Source organism: Paenibacillus sp. V4I3 (genome assembly GCF_030817215.1).
Classification (GTDB): domain Bacteria; phylum Bacillota; class Bacilli; order Paenibacillales; family NBRC-103111; genus Paenibacillus_E.
Genome location: NZ_JAUSZA010000001.1, coordinates 5,925,369 through 5,945,993, shown reverse-complemented (window position 1 = coordinate 5,945,993; position 20,625 = coordinate 5,925,369). Strand labels below are relative to the sequence as shown.

Here is a 20,625-nt window from a genome sequence, read left to right as displayed (position 1 = left end):
ATGAGGTGCATCAAATGAGTACTTTGAGCGCAAAGGAAATTGCAAAATACATCGATCATACGTTACTAAAACAAGATGCGAGCACAGCTGCGATCCACAAACTGTGTGAGGAAGCTGCGAAGCACCAGTTTTTTAGTGTTTGTGTAAACTCCCAGTTTGTTGGAACAGCAAGTAAAGCACTAGAAGGAACAGGTGTAAAGGTTGCTGCTGTTGTTGGCTTCCCGCTTGGCGCAAGCTTGAGCGAAGTGAAAGCTTTTGAAGCGGCTAAGGCTGTAGAGAATGGGGCTGCTGAAATTGACACTGTCCTGCCGATTGGCTTATTGCTTGAAGGGCAGTATGACGCTGTTCGTTCTGACATTAAACAAGTTGTGGACGCTGTAAAAGGCAAAGCGATTGTTAAAGTAATTATGGAAACGGGTTTCCTAAATGATGAGCAAAAAGCAGCAGCTTGTCGACTTTCTGAAGAAGCAGGCGCTCATTTCGTTAAAACATCTACTGGCTTTGGTCCTGGTGGGGCTACGGTGGAAGACGTTCGTTTAATGCGCCAAAACGTATCCGATACGATTGGTGTGAAAGCATCGGGTGGCGTTAGAGACTTACAAACTGCGATTGCTATGATTGAAGCAGGGGCAACAAGATTAGGGACAAGCTCTGGTGTTGCTATTGTGAGCGGAACTCAAGACGCTTCCACATATTAAGATAGCATAACGGCAAAGCGAGCAAGGAACATACGATATTGAATATCGTTTGGGAACGGGCAATTTGTTCGGAAGCATCGTTGGCAAGAAGAGCTGAAAGGCTTACGAGCTGATGGATGAAGGGATAGAATAGCACTGCGCCTCCGACATTGAGGAGGATATGCGACCAGGCGACGTATCGCCCGGCGCGGGAACTGCTCATCCCGGCGATTAGTGCGGTTACACAGGTGCCGACATTGGCACCGATGGTTATCGCTACGCCAAGCTCGACGGGAATGCCTTGAACAGCTGCGAGGCCCATCGCCATCGCAATGACAGCTGCACTGCTGTGTACAAGCGCGGTGACCGCGGCACCGGCGATGACGCCCCACAGCAGACTGTGCTGCGCCTGGAGCACGAACCAGGCGAACAGACCTCGGGACTGCAAAGCTGGCCCGATGGTTTGCATGATCTCGATGCCGAGCAGCACGAGAGAGAAGCCGCTGACCGCAAGCGACCCGTAGCGGACGCTGCGCAGCCAGCTTCGCCCGCCGATGGTGGCGGACGAGCCGATTGTCGCCGCTAGCGGTTGCGCGGCGGTAGCAGTGGGGGCCCTGCCCTGCGGGAGCGGCCCAGCAAACCAGCTCGCGAGCCAGATGCCGGCGCTCGCGAGCAGCATCGGCACGCCGATGCCACCGAGGCTGAGTCCGATCAGCTCGGTGGTGAGACACGTGCCGATGTTCGTTCCGAGAATGACGCCGAGCGTTCTCGGGAAGGTCAGTACGCCAGCGCCTACGAGGCCGATGGCGATTACAGTAATGGCGGTGCTGCTTTGGAGCGCCGCCGTGAGTACGGTGCCGGTGGCGAGGCCGCGTACCGGCGTGCGGGTAAACCGCTCCAGCCACAGCTGGAGGCGAGGGCCTGCCCACCGCTGAAGTGCGGTTTCCATCAACTTCATCCCGAACAGAAATAGAGCTAAGCCTGTCAATACAGGCAGTACGATGGCAGTTATCATTGCAGCAGATCTCCTTTGCGAGCTTGCTAATCATTTTTCAACCAATATATGTGACCGTACAGACAAGCATGACAAGCAAGCTGATGAGAGTGAACGGTTTCACACAAAGGACGGCTAAAAGTATAATGACAGCAGTATTTTTACATAAGAAACGTAAAGCTCGTTTGGAGCAAGGACACCCATGGGTATACAAAAGTGAAATCGAGCGTGTAGATGGTGAGATCGAGCCAGGACAACTAGTTCCAGTTCAAACACATCTCGGCCAATACCTAGCAACGGGTTATTATAACGAGGCTTCCCAAATTACGGTCCGAATCGTATCCTACAAACCGCTTGAAGCGATGACAACGGAATTTTTTGTTGAGCGGTTTACGCGTTGTTTACAGCATCGCAAGCGCTTTGTAAAAGATGCGCAATCCTATCGCTTGGTTTATGGTGAAGCCGACTTTTTGCCAGGGCTCATTGTAGATAAATTTGAGAGTACGCTGGTTGTGCAGCTCCTTACCATGGGGATGGATCGCTGCAGAGAGCAAATTGTTGCCGCATTGGTTCAGGTTGTGAAGCCAACAGGCATATTTGAACGCAGTGATGTTTCGATTCGTGAGCTGGAAGGCTTGAAACAGACTAAGGGCTTACTATATGGCGAGTGTCCCAAGCACGTTGACATCTTAGAAAATGGCCTGCGCATTCGCGTTGATATTGAAGAAGGTCAGAAAACCGGTTATTTCTTTGACCAAAGGGAGAACCGTGCAGCTATCGCTCCTTTAATGACAGGATGGGGGCATCGCAGCGGAATTGAACTGAAAGAAGTTAAGGAAGATGGCGTGAGCCAGACACTCCCTGTGAATGCGAATGGCAAAGTCGTTTCCTTTCCATATTGGGACGGCGCGTCGGTGCTTGAATGTTTCTCCCATACAGGAAGCTTCACGCTAAATGCCTGTAAATTCGGTGCGAAAAAAGTAACCTGCCTCGATATTTCGGAGCATGCGATTGAAAGTGCGCGTACGAACGTTGCTCTAAACGGTTTTGAAGAACGAGTAGAGTTTGTGGTCGCAGATGCTTTCGAATACTTGCGTACACAAGTTAAAGGCTTGGATGAGCGTAAGGTTCGTGCCAGTGCTGGCAGCGGTAAAGCTAAAGTGGATACGTCGAAGCCCGTTGCAGAAGGTGGACGAACTTGGGATGTGGTCATTCTTGATCCTCCTGCTTTCGCAAAAACGAAGAGCGCCGTCGAAGGTGCCTGCCGCGGCTATAAGGATATTAACTTGCACGGCATGAAGCTTGTGAATGAAGGTGGCTACTTGGTAACAGCGAGTTGTTCCTATCACATGCATCCCGAGTTGTTCCTAGAGACCATTCACGCGGCGGCGACTGATGCAGGTAAAATTTTGCGTTTAATAGAGTTCCGTGAAGCAGGTATGGATCATCCTCGCATCCTCGGTGTAGATGAGGGACATTATTTGAAGTTTGCTATGTTTGAGGTACGGAGTAAGTAGTAAAAACGGACAGATCGGACTTTGAAAAGCGAGGCTAATGAGCCTTGCTTTTTTATTTGGTCCGCCGAGGCAATGAAATTCATCGCAATAGTGTGGGAATGGTGTCGCAGTGAGAGGTCAAAAGACACTTTTAGATGATCTAAGTAAAGTAGCATGTTGCTTCCTGAGAAGGCAGAAAAGGCTGTCTCGGAGGCCTGAATGCAGGTGAAAGTGGCACGAGACGTCTGAAAAGAACCTCTCAGCAGCTAAGAGCAGATAAGTTAGTGTGTTTGCAGCCTGAGAAGGCAGAAAAGGCTGTCTCGAAGGCCCGAATGCAGGCAAAAGTGGTGCGAGACGTCTAAAAAGAACCTCTCAGCAGCTAAGAGCAGATAAGTTAGTGTGTTTACAGCCTGTGAAAAGCAGAAAAGGCTGTCTCGGAGGCTCGAATGAAGTGAAAGTGGCGCGAGACGTCTGAAAAAAACCTCTCAGCTGCCGAGAGCAGTTAAGTTAGTGGATTTGCAGCCTGAGAAGGCAGAAAAGGCTGTCTCGGAGGCCCGAATGCAGGCGAAAGTGGCACGAGACGTCTGAAAAGAACCTCTCAGCTGCCGAGAGCAGGCAAAGCAGTCGGATTTTTGATTTGAACAGTTTTACAAAGTTTATGAGATCGAATTTGTAAAGGATGGAAAGAAGGTAAAACAAAAGAAACACTTGAATACATACATACCCAATGTAATTTAAGATCACCTCAGACTGCATTCCCACTTCAAACAAGAAATGGAAAGGGTGAAACTACAAAATGAATACTTTAAAGCAGCCTAACAAAATCTTAGGTCGAAATGTGATTAGTACCCTTGAAACGGTGGATATTCAGACTGGTGAACGAAAGGCTTTGGCCCAGTTTGATGAACTGATTGAAGCGCCAAATTGGACAATTGATGGTAAGCGGCTCATTTATAACAGCTTAGGTCACCTCTATTCCTTCGACATTAGCACGCTAGAAAGTACGATTATCGATACGGGATATGCCACGCAATGTAACAATGACCATGTACTGTCGCCTGATAATACTCAAATCGCGGTAAGTCACCATACTCAGGAGGATGGTCATTCGCGCATTTATGTTTTGCCCTTAAAGGGCGGCAATCCGGTCCTCATCACACCCATAGCACCCAGCTATCTGCATGGCTGGTCGCCAGACGGCAGCACATTAGCTTATTGTGCCGAGAGGAACGGCCAGTATGATATTTACACCATTCCTGTAACCGGCGGTGTTGAAACGCAGCTGACTGATTCTCCTGGTCTTGACGACGGCCCCGAATACTCACCGGATGGCATGCACATTTGGTTCAACTCAGTCCGTACTGGCCTTATGCAGGTATGGCGAATGAAAGCCGATGGCAGTGAACAGACACAAATGACATTTGATGAAAGCAACAGCTGGTTCCCGCATATCTCTCCCAATGGAGATTCCGTAGCCTTTCTATCCTACGGCAAGGATGATGTCGCTCCGGGAGACCATCCAGCGAATAAGCATGTAGAAATTCGATTGATGTCTAGTGCAGGTGGAGAATTTCGCACACTAGTTAAGCTGTTTGGGGGCCAGGGTACAATTAACGTTAATTCTTGGTCGCCCGATAGCAAGCAGCTGGCATTTGTCAGTTATCAGCCAAAGGAAATAAATTAGAAATGTTGAATAATCATCAAACAAATTGTGAGTTATAACACGAAGGAGGAGAGACGTATGAGATATCGTCAATTGGGAGACACAGAGCTTCAAGTTAGTGAAGTTAGCTTCGGTACATGGGCAATTGGTGGCGGATGGGGGCACTCAAATGATGATGAGGCGCTGAAAGGTTTAAATCAGGCTATGGATGCGGGGGTCAACTTTTTTGATACGGCTGATGTTTATGGCTCGGGCCATGCGGAAGAGCTTTTAGCTAAGGCCACCAAAGGAAAAGAAGATAAAATTCATGTTGCAACGAAGTTTTGCCGCGCCGGCGATATTCACGATCTTAGTACGTATTCTGAGGAGTCCGTGCGTCAATATTGTGAGAGCAGCTTGAAAAGATTGAAACGTGAAAGAATCGATCTGTATCAAATACACTGCCCGCCACTTTCCATCTTGAAGGTTGGTCATGTGTTCGAGGTGCTGGACAAGCTAAAAACAGAAGGCAAAATCCGCCATTATGGGGTGAGCGTAGAGACGGTTGAGGAAGGCTTGTTCTCTATTGGTATTCCTGGCGTGAAGGCGCTTCAAGTCATTTACAACTTATTCCGCCAAAAACCTGCCGAAGAATTATTTCCCCAGGCGAAAGCAGCAGGCGTAGGGATTCTCGTAAGATTACCGTTAGCAAGCGGACTACTGACTGGGAAATTTACAGAAACGAGTACATTTGCCGCGGATGACCATCGGAGCTTCAATGCAGACGGTGCACAGTTCAATGTAGGTGAAACGTTCGCAGGACTGCCATTCAATAAGGGTGTTGAGCTGGCGAGAGACCTGGCATGGATTGCGGAAAGCCGTGGAAATATGGCCCGAGCATCAATGCGCTGGATTCTGGACAATTCGAACATTACCTGTGTAATTCCGGGATTTAAAAACGAACGTCAGGTAGAGGATAACCTCGGTACGGTTCAGGTTCCTTCGTTCACGCCAGAGGAGCTAGAACGTATCCAAAGCTTTTATCAAAATAAGGTGAAAGATCATATTCGGGGGCCCTATTAAGAGGTATTATGGCTTTTGATGGTGAGATGAGCGTTAAAATGATTTACGAAGAAGAGTAGCAATATTATAAATGAAATCACGTTGATAAATTTTTATGATCGATACATATATTTTATTGAGTTTTATTTATCGGGATGAAAAGAAACTCCAATTGGATGAAACTGTCATTACCGACTAAGATGAGGGAAGAACGATTTCACTTCTCATCGAAAGGAAGATGACAGTATGGCATCCGTAACAGGTTTAGAAGGCATTATTGCGGCCGAAACAGAATTGTCTTTGGTGGATGGGGAGAACGGGTATCTTGTATATCGCAGGCATGAGGCAAAGAAGTTAGCCTTGGATAAGAGCTTCGAAGAAGTGGCTTATTTACTCTGGCATGGTGAGCTGCCTACAGAGGAAATACTTGTCAATTTCAGAAACCAATGGTCGGCTCACCGGCGATTGCCCGAAACATTGAAAGCGGCTTTAAATTTGCTGCCATTGGAATGCGATATGATGAGTGTACTGCGTACAGCGATCTCATTTCTAGGAACAGAGTCAGTAAAGAAAGCTGCTTGGCCTCCCCAATATGAATCAGTCTTGGCCTATACAGCTTTGCTACCAACCATTATAGCTTTTAAGTATCGGCAGTCATTAGGACTTCAGCCCATTGAACCTAATCCAGAGCTGGATCATGTAGCCAATTATTTGTACATGCTGACTGGTACAGTACCACAGTCTGTACATGTGAAGGTGTTAACGGCTTATTTCGTATTAGCAATGGAACATGGGATGAATGCTTCTACGTTTGCAGGGCGTGTAGTGCTGTCTACACAATCTGATATTGCTTCAGCTCTTTGCGCATCGATTGGCGCGATGAAAGGGCCGCTTCATGGCGGAGCACCATCTGAAGTCCTTCATATGCTGGATGAAATAGGAACCAAGGATCGTGCGGAAGCATGGTTGATTGAACAGCTGGAATCGGGTCATCGACTGATGGGTTTTGGACATCGAATTTATAAAACGAGCGATCCTCGAGCGGAAGCGCTAAGGCAAATTATGACGGAATTAGCCTCAGAGGATCCATGGTTTGAACTTGCCATTCACGTTGAAAAGCTGGCAGTCGAATTGTTGGTTGTCTATAAACCTGGCCGGAAATTGTATGTGAATGTGGAGTTTTATGCGGCAGCCGTTATGCGGGCTATCGCCTTGCCTAAATCTTTATTTACTCCCAGCTTTACAGCTAGCCGTATGGTCGGCTGGACGGCTCATTTGCTAGAACAAGCAAGTTGTAATCGCATTTTTCGGCCGCAATCGGTCTATATCGGTGAGATGCCAACTGCCCTCCAACAGACATAAAAACAGTTTTTAGATGAGGAGGAATAAATAATATGTTAGCTTCCATACAGAAAGTTGAGGGTGGCTATATCGCTCGCTTCGATCGTCCACTCAAACATTCCGTTGAAAAAGTCTGGGCTGCTTTAACGGAGAATGATAAGCTTGCCAGATGGATGTCTAATCTCCAAGTTGAGGATCTTCGCATCGGGGGAAATATCAAATTCGATATGAAGGACAAATCAGGGATATTTATCGATATGAAAATTACAGATTTCAAGCCATACTCCGTCCTCGAATTCGAATGGGGTAATGATCGTGTTCAGTTCGAATTATACCCAAAGCCGGAAGGTTGTTTACTCGTATTAAATGAGTTTATTAGCGCAATAACCGATCATACACCCAAGGATTTATCGGGATGGCACATTTGCCTCGATATGATGTACGCTTTATTGGATGGACACTTCATGGACTTTCCAAAAGGCGAATGGGAACAGTGGTATGAAAAGTACAAAATAGCTGTCAAAAATATAGATTAGAAAAATACCATATGTTTACGTATAAGCTGATCTCTCGGTCCTAATGGCGAGGGAACAGCTTATTTGTTCTAGCGAAAGCCCATCATCTCCCACACCTCTTTTCTACCAAAAGTATGATAGAATAGGAGAGATATGAGAACAAAGTATATGCTTACGAAGCAAGCTTTCCAAGGAAAGCTTTAAGGAGGCCCTGTATATGTCCATTCGATTCGTAATCGGCAGAGCCGGAAGTGGCAAAAGCGAACGCTGCCTCACAGAGATGAAGCAGCATTTGGCGGCAGAGCCGGAAGGTCATCCGCTTATTTTACTCGTTCCTGAGCAAGCAACGTTTCAGGCGGAGCATGCGCTTGTCTCTGATCCTAGCATTCGTGGAATGATCCGCGCTCAGGTGTTAAGTTTTCACCGTTTGGCATGGCGTGTCATGCAAGAAGAAGGCGGCACAGCGAGGCTGCCCATTGATGATACAGGTAAGAAATTGCTGTTAACCAGCATTTTACATAAATATAAAGATGAGCTTCACCTATTCGGTCATTCGGCGGAGCAAATGGGGTTCGTCGACCGGCTGAATCAACTTTTCACGGAAATGAAACGGTATTGTGTAACCGCTAAGCAGCTGGAAGAACACGAGAATAGACGTATCATTACGCTCGGAGAGAGTGGTTTGCTGCGTGATAAAATGCATGATATAGGGCTGGTCTATCGGCAATTTGAATCTGAGCTTTCCCGTCAGTATTTGGACGGCGAGGATTATTTAACGCTGCTGGCAGAGCAAATTCCAAACTCCGCGTATTTGCGGTCGGCATCGGTATGGATTGATGGTTTTCACGGCTTCACACCGCAAGAGTTTGCGGTGCTTGGCGCGCTTTTCGCTGCGTGCAAACAGGTGACGGTTACACTCTGTCTTGATCGTGAGCTGCAGGCCGGAGATACGCCCGATGAGCTGGATTTGTTTCACCCTACAGCGATGACGATGGTACGGATGCAAGAACTCATATGGAAGCTTGGTTTACCGGCAGCTGAAGTTCATCTCTTGGCTCCTGAAACTTCGCCGCGCTATGAAGATAGTCCGGCTCTGGGCTATTTAGAGCGAAATTTCGATCGACGTATTGGTGGCGGTGCTGGGCAATATAAGCCTGCGCCAACCGAGAAATTAAGCGACCAGCTTGTTATTAGGGAGGCTGTCCATCGCCGTGCTGAGGTTGAGGGGGCCGTGCGGGATATGCTGCTGCTGGTTCGTGAACAAGGAGTTCGATGGCGGGAAATAGCGGTCATGGTACGGAACATGGATGGCTATCAGGATTTGTTAAAAGCGGTTTTGACCGATTATGACATTCCTCACTTTTTTGACCAAAAGCGGTCAGTCCTTCATCATCCACTCGTTGAATTCATTCGCTCAGCCTTGGAAGTTGTGCAGCATAATTGGCATTACGATGCCGTTTTTCGGTGTGTCAAAACGGATCTGCTGCTGCCAAAGGAAGCAGCTTCTCAGCGGACGGAGCTGGATAAATTAGAGAATTATGTACTTGCCTTCGGCATTCAAGGGTACAGATGGACGGACGGTAAGCCATGGACCTATAAATTCCGAGCTAATTTGGAACAAGCGGACGAAGGTGTACAGGAGCAAACGGCTGAGCTGCAATCCTTAAATACGAGCAAAGCATGGGTTGTAAGACCGCTTCTTGCTTTTTCGAAACGTTTACAGCAAGCAAGCTCTGTTAAAGATCAGGTTGAAGCGTTATATGAGCTTCTGGTCACTGTACAGGCTCCTGAGAAATTAGAGTCCTGGAGTGGGCAAGCGATCCAAGATGGGAAGCCAGAAAAAGCGCGAGAGCATAGCCAAATGTGGGATAGTGTTATGGATATGCTGGATCAATTGGTGGAGACAATGGGGGAAGACGACCTGAGTCTGGAGCTTTTTAACGGACTTATTGAGACCGGTATGGAGAGCATGAAGCTAGGCTTAGTGCCGCCTTCGATGGATCAGTTATTGATTGGAAGTATGGATCGGACACGTTCCAGCGGGATTCGATATGCTTACATTCTGGGCGTCAACGACGGGGTTATCCCTGCTCAAATGGATGAAAAAGGCGTCCTTACGGAAGCGGAAAGAAGTGTACTGACAGAGTCAGGCTTGCCAATGGCTGATGGCAGTCGCCGCAAGCTCCTGGACGAGCAGTTTATTGTGTATACGTCGCTAACTGTGCCAGGTAAAAGGCTTTGGATGAGCTACCCGCTTGCCGATGAGGAAGGGAAATCACTTCTGCCTTCGGAGCTAATCAAGCAGATGCGTCAACTTTTTCCGGGGACAGAAGCCCCGCTTTTACTTGCTGAACCAGCAGCTGAAACGCCCGAAGGCGAACAGGCGGCATATATTTCACACCCTATTCAAGCTATCTCCTATTTGGCTGTCCGCATGAAGCATTGGATGTTAGGCGGACGAATGGCTGACCTTTGGTGGGAAACGTACAATTGGTATGCCGAGCAGCCGGAGTGGCAGATGAAGCTGCAATCGTTAGTTCAGGCACTGCAATATACGAATAAAGAGAATGGCCTCAGCTCGAAGACCAGCAAGCTTCTATATGGGCAAAATTTACGTGCGAGTGTATCGAGAATGGAGAAGTATGTGGCTTGTCCTTTCTCGCATTTCGTGTCCCATGGTTTAAGACTGCAGGAAAGACGGGTTTATCGACTAGATGCTCCGGACATTGGGCAATTGTTCCACGCAGCGCTAAATCAGTTTGTGCAAAAGCTCCAGCAGGATCAGCTCGACTGGGGTTCGCTTACAGCTGAGCAATGCATGGAGCGTTCCGCTCAAGTCGTGGATGAGCTAGCGCCAAGGCTCCAGGGAGAAATTCTGTTAAGTTCAAGCCGTTATGCTTACATAGCAAGAAAATTGAAGCAGGTTGTAGGCAGAGCAGCAGTTGTGCTCGGTGAGCATGCCAAGCATGGACAATTCCAGCCACTGGGGCTGGAGATTGATTTTGGACCTGGCAAAGAATTGCCGTCACTGACCTTCGAGTTGGATAATGGCTGCACGATGGAAATTATCGGTCGGATTGACCGTGTGGATCGAGCGGATGGCGAGCAAGGCGTTCTTTTGCGCGTTATTGACTATAAATCAAGTCAAACCTCCTTACAGTTATCTGAGGTGTATTACGGTCTTTCCCTGCAGATGCTGACGTATTTGGACGTCATTATTACTCACGCGGAGCAGTGGCTGGGCATTGCAGCGAGGCCGGCAGGCGTGCTTTATTTCCATGTGCACAATCCGATGCTCCAGCAAAAAAATGCCCTCGATCCCTCTGAAGTGGAGAAGGAGCTGCGCAAACGTTATAAAATGAAAGGCCTAATCACCGCTGATGCGGAAGTAGCCGGTATGATGGACGATGAGCTGGTGAAAAGTGCCGGTCACTCACAGCTTATCCCAGTTGCCTTGAAAAAGGATGGAAGCTTCTATTCAACCTCTTCGGTAGCAACGGATGAACAGTGGGATACACTTCGTAAATATGTGCGGAAACAGGTCAAACAGATCGGTACGGGTATCACAGATGGACATGTGGATATTGCTCCGTACCGTTTGGGTAAAAAAACAGCCTGTCTGCATTGCTCGTATAAATCGATTTGTCAATTTGATCCCTTATTTGAAGGCAATGAGGTTCACCAGCTCAAACAACGGGGCAAAGATCAGCTCTGGTCCGATCTGGAGCAAAACGTGAGCCAATCCTAAAGGCAGAAAGGAGCGTAACATACGTGAATAAACAACAACAGCCTAAGCCTCCCGGCAGTACATGGACGGATGATCAATGGGATGCGATTACACTCAAGGGTCAAAATATGCTTGTTGCCGCTGCTGCTGGTTCAGGCAAAACCGCCGTGCTCGTCGAGCGGATTATACGCCGGATATCCAATGAGTGGGAGCCGATTGATGTTGACCGCTTGCTGGTTGCGACGTTTACCAAGGCAGCGGCATCCGAGATGAAGCATCGCATTCGTGAAGCACTGGAAAAAGAGTTGATGAAGCAGCCGCATTCGCAGCATTTGCGCAAGCAGCTCGCACTGATGGGACGTGCATCGATTACTACGCTGCATTCCTTCTGTCTGGAAGTCGTTCAACGTTACTTCAGCCTTATTCGGTTAGATCCGGGCTTCCGTATAGCGAACGAGACGGAAGCTGACCTGCTTCGCCAAGATCTGTTAGGCGAAATGCTTGAGCAGTACTACGCCGTGAGCGGAGAGAACAGCGCCTTCTGGCGGCTGGTCGATTCGTTCAGCGGCGAGCGCAACGACGACGCGATCATGCAGCTTATTCAGAAGCTGTATGATGTGTCGCGCAGTCATCCGTGGCCGGAGTACTGGCTCAGGGCGACGGCTTCGATGTTTGGACCGCCGGCGCCGCAGGTACCGCAGGACGTGCCGGATGAGGCGGCCTCCGTTATGCAGGAGGCGCTGCCTTACGTTGCCGCTGCGACTGCGCCAGTGGACTATTCGATCTGGGAGCAGAGTCTGATCCGCGACCTGTCTTTAGAGCTGGAAGGAGCCGCTGATCTGCTGCGGCAAGCGCAGCAAATCGCTGAATCGCCTGGCGGTCCGGCCCCGTATTTGGACAATCTGCGAGAAGATTTGCTGCTCGTAGATAATTTGCGTGAAACGACCACCTATCCGTGGTCCGTCTTGTATCTTGGTTTCCAGACGGTCGAGTTTGGCAAGCTCAAAGCGTGCAAAGGCGATGACTATGATAAAGAGCTGCAAGAGGAAGTCAAAGAACTGCGCAATAAAGCCAAAGAGCAAATTAACAAAATGAAAGAAGAGCTGTTCGGACGTACACCTGAACAATTCCATCAGGAAATTGCCGAAATGGCTCCTTTGCTTCACACGTTAGTGGATCTGGTTGTTGATTTCGGACAGCGGTATCAAGAGGCCAAGCAAGCTAAGGGTTTGATCGATTTTGCCGATTTAGAGCACTATTGTTTACAAATTCTTAGCGCAGAGGGCTCAATCCCCGGGGATCTGATTCCATCCGAGGCTGCTCAGACTTATCGCAGACAATTCGTGGAAGTACTTTTGGATGAATATCAGGATACGAACCGCGTACAGGAAGCTATTGTTGAACTAATCTCGAATACGAAGCCTGGCAATCGGTTTATGGTAGGCGACGTGAAACAGAGTATATATCGGTTCCGTCTTGCTGAGCCAGGTCTCTTCCTGGAGAAGTATAAGGCGTACCGTTCCAATAAGGATGAATCGCCAGAGACGTCTTCCGAAGGTGGAAGAATCGATTTGGCGCGTAATTTCCGCAGTCGTATACAGGTTGTCGATGCAGTTAATTTTCTTTTTAAACAAATGATGAATGAAACTGTTGGTGAAATCGCCTATGATGAGCGCGCAGAGCTTGTATACGGAGCGGGTTATCCGCCATCAGCTTCTGACTGCTCAGTAGAAATGCTGATTGTTGATCGTGGGACGGAAGTGTCAGACAAAAGTGAATTGTTCACTGAGGATACCGATGATCAAGAGTCAGAAGCTTTTGGAGAGGGGGCCGAAGGAGCCTCTGATCCCGTAATAGAAGCGCAAGAACTGGAAACTGCGCAGCTGGAAGCACGCACGATTGCTCGCCAAATTCGAGGATTGCTGGGGGCTGGGGGACAGGAAGCTTTTCAGGTTTTTGATAAAAGAACCGGTGGCGATCGTCCTGCGACCTATCGTGATATCGTGATTTTGCTGCGTGCAACGCAGGCGTGGTCTCCTGTCATCATTGATGAACTCAAAAAACAGGGCATACCGGCCTATGCAGAACTGAGCACGGGATATTTTTCTGCAACGGAAGTAGAAGTGATGCTTTCCTTGTTGAAAGTCATCGACAATCCGTATCAGGATGTGCCATTGGCGGCCGTACTGCGTTCACCGGTCGTGCAGCTAACCGCTGAGGATTTAGCGCAAATCAGGGTCGCGGATAAATCAGTGCCATTTTACGAGTCTATCTTACAGGTAGTTAAAAGTGCAGAGTCAGATGATAATGAAGCTCTTTTACAAAAGCTGAACCATTTTCTTGGGCTTCTGGAAAATTGGCGGAATGATGCTAGACAAGGCTCCCTTGCCGATTTAATTTGGAGCATCTATAGACAAACGGGCTATTACGATTTCGCCGGCGGATTGCCAGGAGGCTTGCAAAGACAAGCTAATTTAAGAGCGTTATACGATCGTGCACGACAATACGAAAGTACATCCCTACGTGGATTATTCCGCTTCCTGCGTTTTATTGAACGAATGAAAGAGAGTGGCGGAGATTTAGGCACAGCGCGTGCGCTCGGTGAACAAGAAGATGTAGTTCGCATCATGTCCATTCATAAAAGTAAGGGGCTTGAGTTCCCTGTTGTATTTGTGGCAGGAATGGCCAAAATGTTCAATCAACGTGATTTGAATGATGCTTTTTTACTGCATAAAGAGCTTGGCTTTGGACCGCGTTTTGTGGATACGAATTTGCGTATAAGCTATCCGACACTGCCTTCCTTAGCTATCAAAAGAAGAATGAAGCTAGAGCTGCTTGCAGAGGAAATGCGCGTCTTGTATGTTGCTCTCACAAGGGCGAGAGAAAAGCTGTATTTACTTGGCACAGTGAAATCACTTGATAAGCTGCTGCGTGGGTGGGGGCGTCATCTGTCTAGGACAGATTGGTATTTGCCAGACTTTGAACTGGCGAAAGCGAGGAGCTATCTCGATTGGGTCGGACCTGCCCTGCTTCGTCATCCAGATGCGGCTCTTTGGAGAGAGCGCCTCGGCATTAGTGAGGCATCATCTGGCGTTCGTCTGCTTCAAGATCCTTCTCAGTGGAAGTTGACGGTTATCCAGCCTGAGAGTTTGCAATTGGAAGAAACATTAGAAGCTGAGAGTGTGTTACCAGACGCAGAACGAATATCAGCCGTACATCATAGTCTTTCTGTACCTACAGTGGGCAGATGGAAGGATTGGTTGGAGGATCGGCTTTCATGGACATACGAATACCCGGATGCGCCTAAGCATTTTGCTAAGACCACTGTGTCGGAAATGAAGCGTTTGTCTGAGCGTAATCGCATAGCAGGAGAAATGGAATTTCCATCTGGGGCTGAGACTGCTGTTTTGGATGAATCTGAGGTGAAGCCAAAGACTGCGGTATGGCGCAGGCCTCGATTCATGGAAGAGAAAAAGCTAACTGCAGCTGAAAAGGGAACTGTTGTCCATGCTGTTATGCAAAATCTTTCTTTGCAGGAATCGCCAACGGAATCAAGTATACAGGCAACTCTTGAGGAGATGCTGAACAAACAAACGCTCACGCAGGAGCAGTGTGATGTTGTAGATATTCCGGTTGTATTGAAGTTTTTCGAAACAGAAGTTGGCAAACGGATGGTACAAGCTGCGAACGTGCAGCGTGAGGTGCCATTTAGCTACGGACTGCCTGCGGATGAGGTCTACATTGGAACCGACCGCTCCACGATAGGGGAGACGGTGTTAATTCAAGGGGTTATCGATTGTTTATTCGAAGACGACCTAGGACTCGTGTTGGTTGATTATAAAACGGATGCGGTAAAGGGAAGCACTGATGCGGAACTAATGGTTCGTTATGAGAAGCAAATATCACTGTATACCCGGGCCGTGGAACATATTTGGAAGCGTCCTGTAAATGGGAAGTTCTTGTATTTCTTTGATGGGGCGAAGTTGTTGGAGATGTAAAAGGGGATAGATAGCAACGGAGTATAAAGAATGCCTAGGAAGGAGATGAGTTATGCGAATTTTACACACTGCCGATTGGCACTTCGGTCGAACACTCGAAGGTCGCAGCCGGCTAGAGGAACAGACGGCTTTCATGGATGAGCTTGTGCAGATTGTTCAAGATCAAGCCATCGATTTGGTTCTGATCGCAGGAGACATCTATGATAGCGTAAATCCTCCAGCTGCTGCTGAACAGCTTTTCTATGAAGGCATTTCCAGGTTGGCTGACGGCGGTAAGCGCCAAGTGGCTATTATCTCCGGCAACCATGACCATCCGGATCGGCTTGCAGCATCAGGGCCGCTTGCGGCTAAACAAGGGATCACGATTATTGGCTTACCGGTCCCTGACATTCAGTCGATTGGTATTGCTAGAACAGGTGAGTTGGCACGATTGATAGCGCTCCCGTATCCGTCTGAATCACGACTCAAGGAGCTTCTCTCGGATGTTGCCGAGGAGGAAGTACTTCGCAGTAAATATTCCGAACGTGTGGGTGCACTTATTCGTAAGCAAGCGGCTTCTTTTGAAGCCGGTACGGTGAATTTGATCATGAGCCATTTGTACGTACTCGGCGGTCATGAAACGGAATCGGAGCGCCCAATCCAAGTAGGAGGCGCCTACACGGTGGATACAAATGCTCTGACGGCAGGAGCGCAATATGTTGCGCTTGGCCATTTGCATAGACCGCAAAATGTGAAAGCAGCGTCCCCCATCCGTTACTGTGGTTCTCCAATCGCCTACAGCTTCTCGGAAGCCGGACAAGCGAAGTCGGTCACAGTGCTCGATCTAGCTCCGGGACAAGTGGCCGAGCCTAAAGAGATTTTTCTGACTTCGGGCCGTCCGCTTGTTAGTTGGAAAGCCAAAGAAGGGATTGGGCAAGTACATCAATGGCTTGATGAACAACGCGATGCTTCAGCCTGGATTGATTTAGAAGTCACGATGACAGAAGCCATGTCAATCGAACAGATTCAATCGCTGCGTAAAGCATACGAAGGCTTCATACATATTCGGCCAATTTACCCAGAGATGGAGGCAGTCCGAGCCGTGGTATCCAGATCTGATCTGTCGATGGAGGAGCATTTCACGCGCTTCTACTCGCGTCAAACAGGTGGTGCGCAGCCGGAACCTGAATTGGTTCGGTTGTTTTTGGAGCTGCTGCAGGAGAAGGATTTGGCGGGTGCTGCGGGGGAGTAGGTTTGGGGAGTCGAACTCTCTCTAGCTTACTCACTCACTAGTTCTTTCTCCCACGACGTGGAAAAAGGAACTGCATTTAGTGCATCTATTTCACGCGAAATGACTATAAATGTGAGTTTTAATGCAAAAAGTGTAGTTAATATCGTCAAATTTACTCAAATAGCTTCAGTTTAGAAGAATTTGATGTAGTTTTTGCAGTTTTTTTACCGGAGTGAATGATTTAAGACAAATTTGATGAATTGCTTTCAGTTGAATTAGTTGCTGCGGCTTAGTTACAGGAAAAGAAGTGTTTTATGCCCAAGAAGTACTTGTGGATAACTGCGAAAACCTAAGTAGATTAATATGTTAACGAAGAAAAAACAGATGGAACATATAACAAGCGATTCTAGCGTTTTTATGAAAGGAGGATTTGGCATGCGTCCAATTCAGTTGCAAATGTCCGGACTTCAGAGTTATCGGGAAATGCAGACGATCGATTTTAGCCAATTAGTGGATGCGGGCGTGTTTGGCATATTTGGGCCAACGGGCAGTGGGAAATCTTCGATTCTGGATGCGATCACGTTATCGTTATATGGCAAAGTGGAAAGAGCAAGCGGAGGCACCCAAGCGATTATGAATCATGCGGAGCAGACGCTGTTCGTTTCTTTTACGTTTGAGCTGACGAATGCGGCTGGCACTGAACGTTATCGTGTCGAGCGGCAATTCAAGCGGGGAGCGGAGATGTCCATTAACGGGACCATTACTCGGCTTTTACATATCAAAGGGACCGAGACCATCGTTCTTGCGGATAAAGCGGGTGAGGTGAATCAGCAGGTACAGCATATTCTGGGTCTGTCTATGCAGGACTTTACGAGAGCTGTTGTGCTCCCGCAAGGGAAATTCGCAGAATTTCTGACGTTGACCGGCAAGGATCGTAGGCAAATGCTGCAGAGGCTATTTCACCTTGAACAGTATGGGGACCAATTGAGCGCGAAGGTTAGTTCCAAAGTGAAAGAAACGGACAGCACAGTTAAGCAGCTTGCTGCAGAGCAGCAGGGGCTTGGTGATGCTTCAGAGAGAGCGCTAGAAGAGGCCAATGCCAGACTTCTGGAAGCAGAACAAGAAGCGGTTCGAAGTCGTCTTCATTTGGAACAGCAGGAGAAGTCTTATGACGAGCATAAGCAGGTGTTTCAGTGGCAGAATGAGAAAGAAGCGCTGGAACAAGAAAAGCAAAAGCAGCAGGAACAAGAGGCGTTAATCCTCGAGAAAGAGCTGCTTCTTCAAAAAGCAGAGCAGGCCGAAAAGGTGAGACCCTATCTGGAGCAGCATGCTTTGGCATCCAAAGATGTGTTGACAGGGGAAACGCAGCTTGAGATTGCAGCAGCTTCCCAACTAACAGCGGAAACAACTTATCAGCAAGCTGTTCACAAATTTGAACATGCGCAGCAAGAGCTGGCTTTACAGGAAGGGCCGCTTTTATTGCGGTTGGATCAACTGCAGCAAGCACTTGTCATTCAACAGGAGCTTGAACAAGTGCAAGTTCAAATCCAGTCCACTCAGAATCAAGAAGCTAAAGTCAAGGCGACTTTAACGAATTTACAGGCTGAAGTGAGTAAAAACATAGAAACAAAACAAAGAGCAATCCTTAAACAAACCGAGCTTAAAGATCAACTGAAGTTGGTTGAAACCAACTCTGTATCCCGACAGCTATTACAATCTGCATCTCAAGAAAAGAAGGTAATTGAACTACTCCAAGCCCAAGAGCTTGAAGCGAAGAAGGCCAGAGAAGAAAAAGCTGGCGCTTACTCGGTAGTGGAACAAAGTCAATTGCAATTGGCAGCCAAGCAGCAAGCCTATCAAGTTAAATTGTCAGGATGGCTGAAGGAGTTGCAGGAAACGGGTATAGAGGTTAACTTGCAAAGTGCAGCATTTACTAAGTTCGTTCCTGCTTTACAAGCTTACAAAGAGAGACAGAAGCTGAGCTGGAAAATGCAAGAGCGTCATATTTTGGCGGCAGTTCTTGCCAGTGAGCTTGTAGATGGGGATCACTGTCCTGTATGTGGTGCGACAGAGCATCCGTTAAAGCAGCATAGCGAAGTACCAGCTGAAACTGCCTATGATCTGGAGGCAAATGAAGAACTGCTTGGACAAGTAGAAGAGCTGCTTCAGCTTGCAAAAGAGCGTCAATTCACGGGGCAGCAGTTGCTGCGCAGATTGGGAACCGTCTATCAGCAAGCGGTTGATTTGACTGTTCCAACTTTAATCGGACAGGGACATGGTGAAGTAACCAGTGAACAGTCCCCTATGGCATGGGGTGAGGCTGCTGCTGGGATAGAAGTAGGAGCTTATGCCATTTTTGGGGCGCATCATGAAGATGTTAGTTTTGAGGCTTTACGTAAGGAATGGAAAGTTATGGAGACAAGCCTATCTTCCTGTATTTCCCAGTCTGAAGAACTTGAACATTCTTTCCAAAGTCTGCAGAAAGAACATGCACTTCTTGCACAACAATTCGTGCAAGCAGGTGCTCAGCTGCAGGCGGCTGCGAGCTTGTTATCGGAAGCGGATATCAGGTTAACTTCAATAACAACAACATTAGCTGAGCAGTTAAAAGGTTGGCAGGAGCGTTATGCGGAGCTTTCTTGGATAGCTGTGGATCAGCAGCTTGAACTGCTCCTTGCCAATGAGCGATTAGCCGAGGAACTCCGCGTCCGAATTGAGAAGAGCATCCCGTTTCTGGACGAGCTAAACGGGAAGATCGACGAGCTCCAGCGCGCTGCACTGGAGCAGGACCGTACCGCGCTGCAGCTGCATGAGCGGCTGCAGGGCCTGGCGCAGCTCGCCGCCGACAAGTCGCGGCAGCTCGCTTTGCGCGCGCCCGGCGCGGCTGTGCCGCAGCTCATCGCGGAGGCGACCTCCGCGCTAGAGCAGCTGCGGCAGCTCGCGCAGCAGACCAAGCTCGCGCACGCTGCTGCGCAGCGCGAGCAGCTCCTGGCGGCGCAGCGCTTCAGCGCCGCCGCCGAAGCCGCTGCCGCCGCCGCGCGGCAGCTGGCGCAGACCGAGCGCGCGCTGCACGGCGCGCTCGCGGATAACGGCTTCGCGTCGCGCGAAGCCGCAGAAGCCGCGGCGCTGGCGCCCGAGCAGCGCCGCCAGTGGGCGCAGCTCGCGGCGGAGCACCGCGAGCGCGAGCAGGCGCTGCGCGCCCAGCTGGCGCAGCTGGCAGCGAAGCTGCAGGGCCGCGTGCTGAGCGCGGACGAGTGGGCGCAGTCGCAGGCGCAGCTGAGCGCCGCGAAAGCGGCCGCTGAGGCCGCGCTCGAGACGCGGGCCAAGGCGGCGCAGGGCGCGAACGAGTTGGCTACGCGGCATGCGCGGTGGTGCGAGCTTGAGGCGCGTCGTGCCGAACAAGCGACGCAGCTGGAGCGGCTTGGCAAGTTGCAAGCCGTGCTTAAGGCCAATGCCTTCGTCGAATACCTCGCCGAAGAGCAGCTCATGCAAGTTAGCCGCGCTGCTTCGGAGCGGCTTAGTGAATTGACGCGTCGACGCTATGCGATTGAGGTCGACTCTGGCGGAGGCTTCGTCATCCGTGATGATGCCAACGGAGGGGTGAAGCGGCCGGTAAGCACGCTGTCGGGCGGTGAAACATTCCTTACCTCGCTGGCGTTAGCGCTCGCGCTTTCGGCACAGATTCAGCTGAAGGGGGAATATCCGCTGGAATTCTTCTTCCTCGATGAGGGCTTCGGTACGCTCGACCAAGAGCTGCTGGACATGGTCATCGGTGCGCTTGAGAAGCTTCATATGGACAGTCTAGCGGTTGGCGTCATTTCCCACGTTCCAGAGCTCCGTGCTCGTCTAGCTCGTAAATTAATCGTCCTCCCAGCAGAGCCATCTGGGCGCGGGAGCCGCATTGTAGTTGAGGAACTGTAGTTTCTACTTGCATACTGCTCAGAATTTACGGAGGAAGGTGAA

11 protein-coding genes are annotated in these 20,625 nt (G+C 49.2%); 10 read left to right on the top strand and 1 reads right to left on the bottom strand.

All coding sequences use genetic code 11. The features are described 5' to 3' along the window. Positions 1 to 14 precede the first annotated feature (14 nt). Positions 15 to 698, top strand: a complete 684-nt coding sequence (deoC, locus tag QFZ77_RS27695) for a deoxyribose-phosphate aldolase (protein ID WP_057303124.1) — start codon at positions 15 to 17, stop codon at positions 696 to 698. On the opposite strand, the gene QFZ77_RS27690 is transcribed toward deoC, so the two are convergent. Then, complete coding sequence (locus QFZ77_RS27690; protein WP_307444397.1) at positions 661 to 1,692, bottom strand: Na/Pi cotransporter family protein; 1,032 nt, start codon at positions 1,690 to 1,692, stop codon at positions 661 to 663. The genes deoC and QFZ77_RS27690 overlap by 38 nt on opposite strands. Positions 1,693 to 1,817: 125 nt before the next feature. On the opposite strand from QFZ77_RS27690, the gene QFZ77_RS27685 reads away from it, so the two are divergent. From QFZ77_RS27685 to QFZ77_RS27645, 9 genes are all read left to right on the top strand, one after another. Then, positions 1,818 to 3,188, top strand: coding sequence for a class I SAM-dependent rRNA methyltransferase (locus QFZ77_RS27685; RefSeq protein ID WP_307444395.1), 1,371 nt, complete (start codon positions 1,818 to 1,820; stop codon positions 3,186 to 3,188). Between the two features lie 775 nt (positions 3,189 to 3,963). Continuing rightward, the gene (locus tag QFZ77_RS27680) at positions 3,964 to 4,851 is read left to right on the top strand and encodes a TolB family protein (protein ID WP_307444393.1); all 888 of its coding nucleotides are present in this window, start codon (positions 3,964 to 3,966) and stop codon (positions 4,849 to 4,851) included. A gap of 57 nt (positions 4,852 to 4,908) precedes the next feature. Beyond that, complete coding sequence (locus tag QFZ77_RS27675; RefSeq protein WP_307444390.1) at positions 4,909 to 5,892, top strand: aldo/keto reductase; 984 nt, start codon at positions 4,909 to 4,911, stop codon at positions 5,890 to 5,892. A 225-nt stretch (positions 5,893 to 6,117) separates the two neighbouring features. After that, on the top strand, positions 6,118 to 7,233 hold the full coding sequence (locus tag QFZ77_RS27670; RefSeq protein WP_307444388.1) for a citrate synthase/methylcitrate synthase: 1,116 nt from the start codon (positions 6,118 to 6,120) through the stop codon (positions 7,231 to 7,233). Positions 7,234 to 7,265: 32 nt separating this feature from the next. Further along, a complete protein-coding gene (locus QFZ77_RS27665) occupies positions 7,266 to 7,748 on the top strand; it encodes an SRPBCC family protein (RefSeq protein ID WP_307444385.1) in 483 nt (160 codons plus the stop codon). 196 nt (positions 7,749 to 7,944) lie between these two features. Further along, complete coding sequence (gene addB, locus QFZ77_RS27660) at positions 7,945 to 11,475, top strand: helicase-exonuclease AddAB subunit AddB (protein WP_307444382.1); 3,531 nt, start codon at positions 7,945 to 7,947, stop codon at positions 11,473 to 11,475. Positions 11,476 to 11,498: 23 nt separating this feature from the next. Further along, positions 11,499 to 15,452: a helicase-exonuclease AddAB subunit AddA gene (addA, locus tag QFZ77_RS27655; protein WP_307444380.1), complete on the top strand. Its 3,954-nt coding sequence runs from the start codon at positions 11,499 to 11,501 to the stop codon at positions 15,450 to 15,452. A gap of 52 nt (positions 15,453 to 15,504) precedes the next feature. After that, positions 15,505 to 16,683: an exonuclease SbcCD subunit D gene (locus QFZ77_RS27650; RefSeq protein ID WP_307444376.1), complete on the top strand. Its 1,179-nt coding sequence runs from the start codon at positions 15,505 to 15,507 to the stop codon at positions 16,681 to 16,683. A 414-nt stretch (positions 16,684 to 17,097) separates the two neighbouring features. Beyond that, on the top strand, positions 17,098 to 20,583 hold the full coding sequence (locus QFZ77_RS27645; RefSeq protein WP_307444374.1) for an AAA family ATPase: 3,486 nt from the start codon (positions 17,098 to 17,100) through the stop codon (positions 20,581 to 20,583). Positions 20,584 to 20,625: the final 42 nt, after the last annotated feature.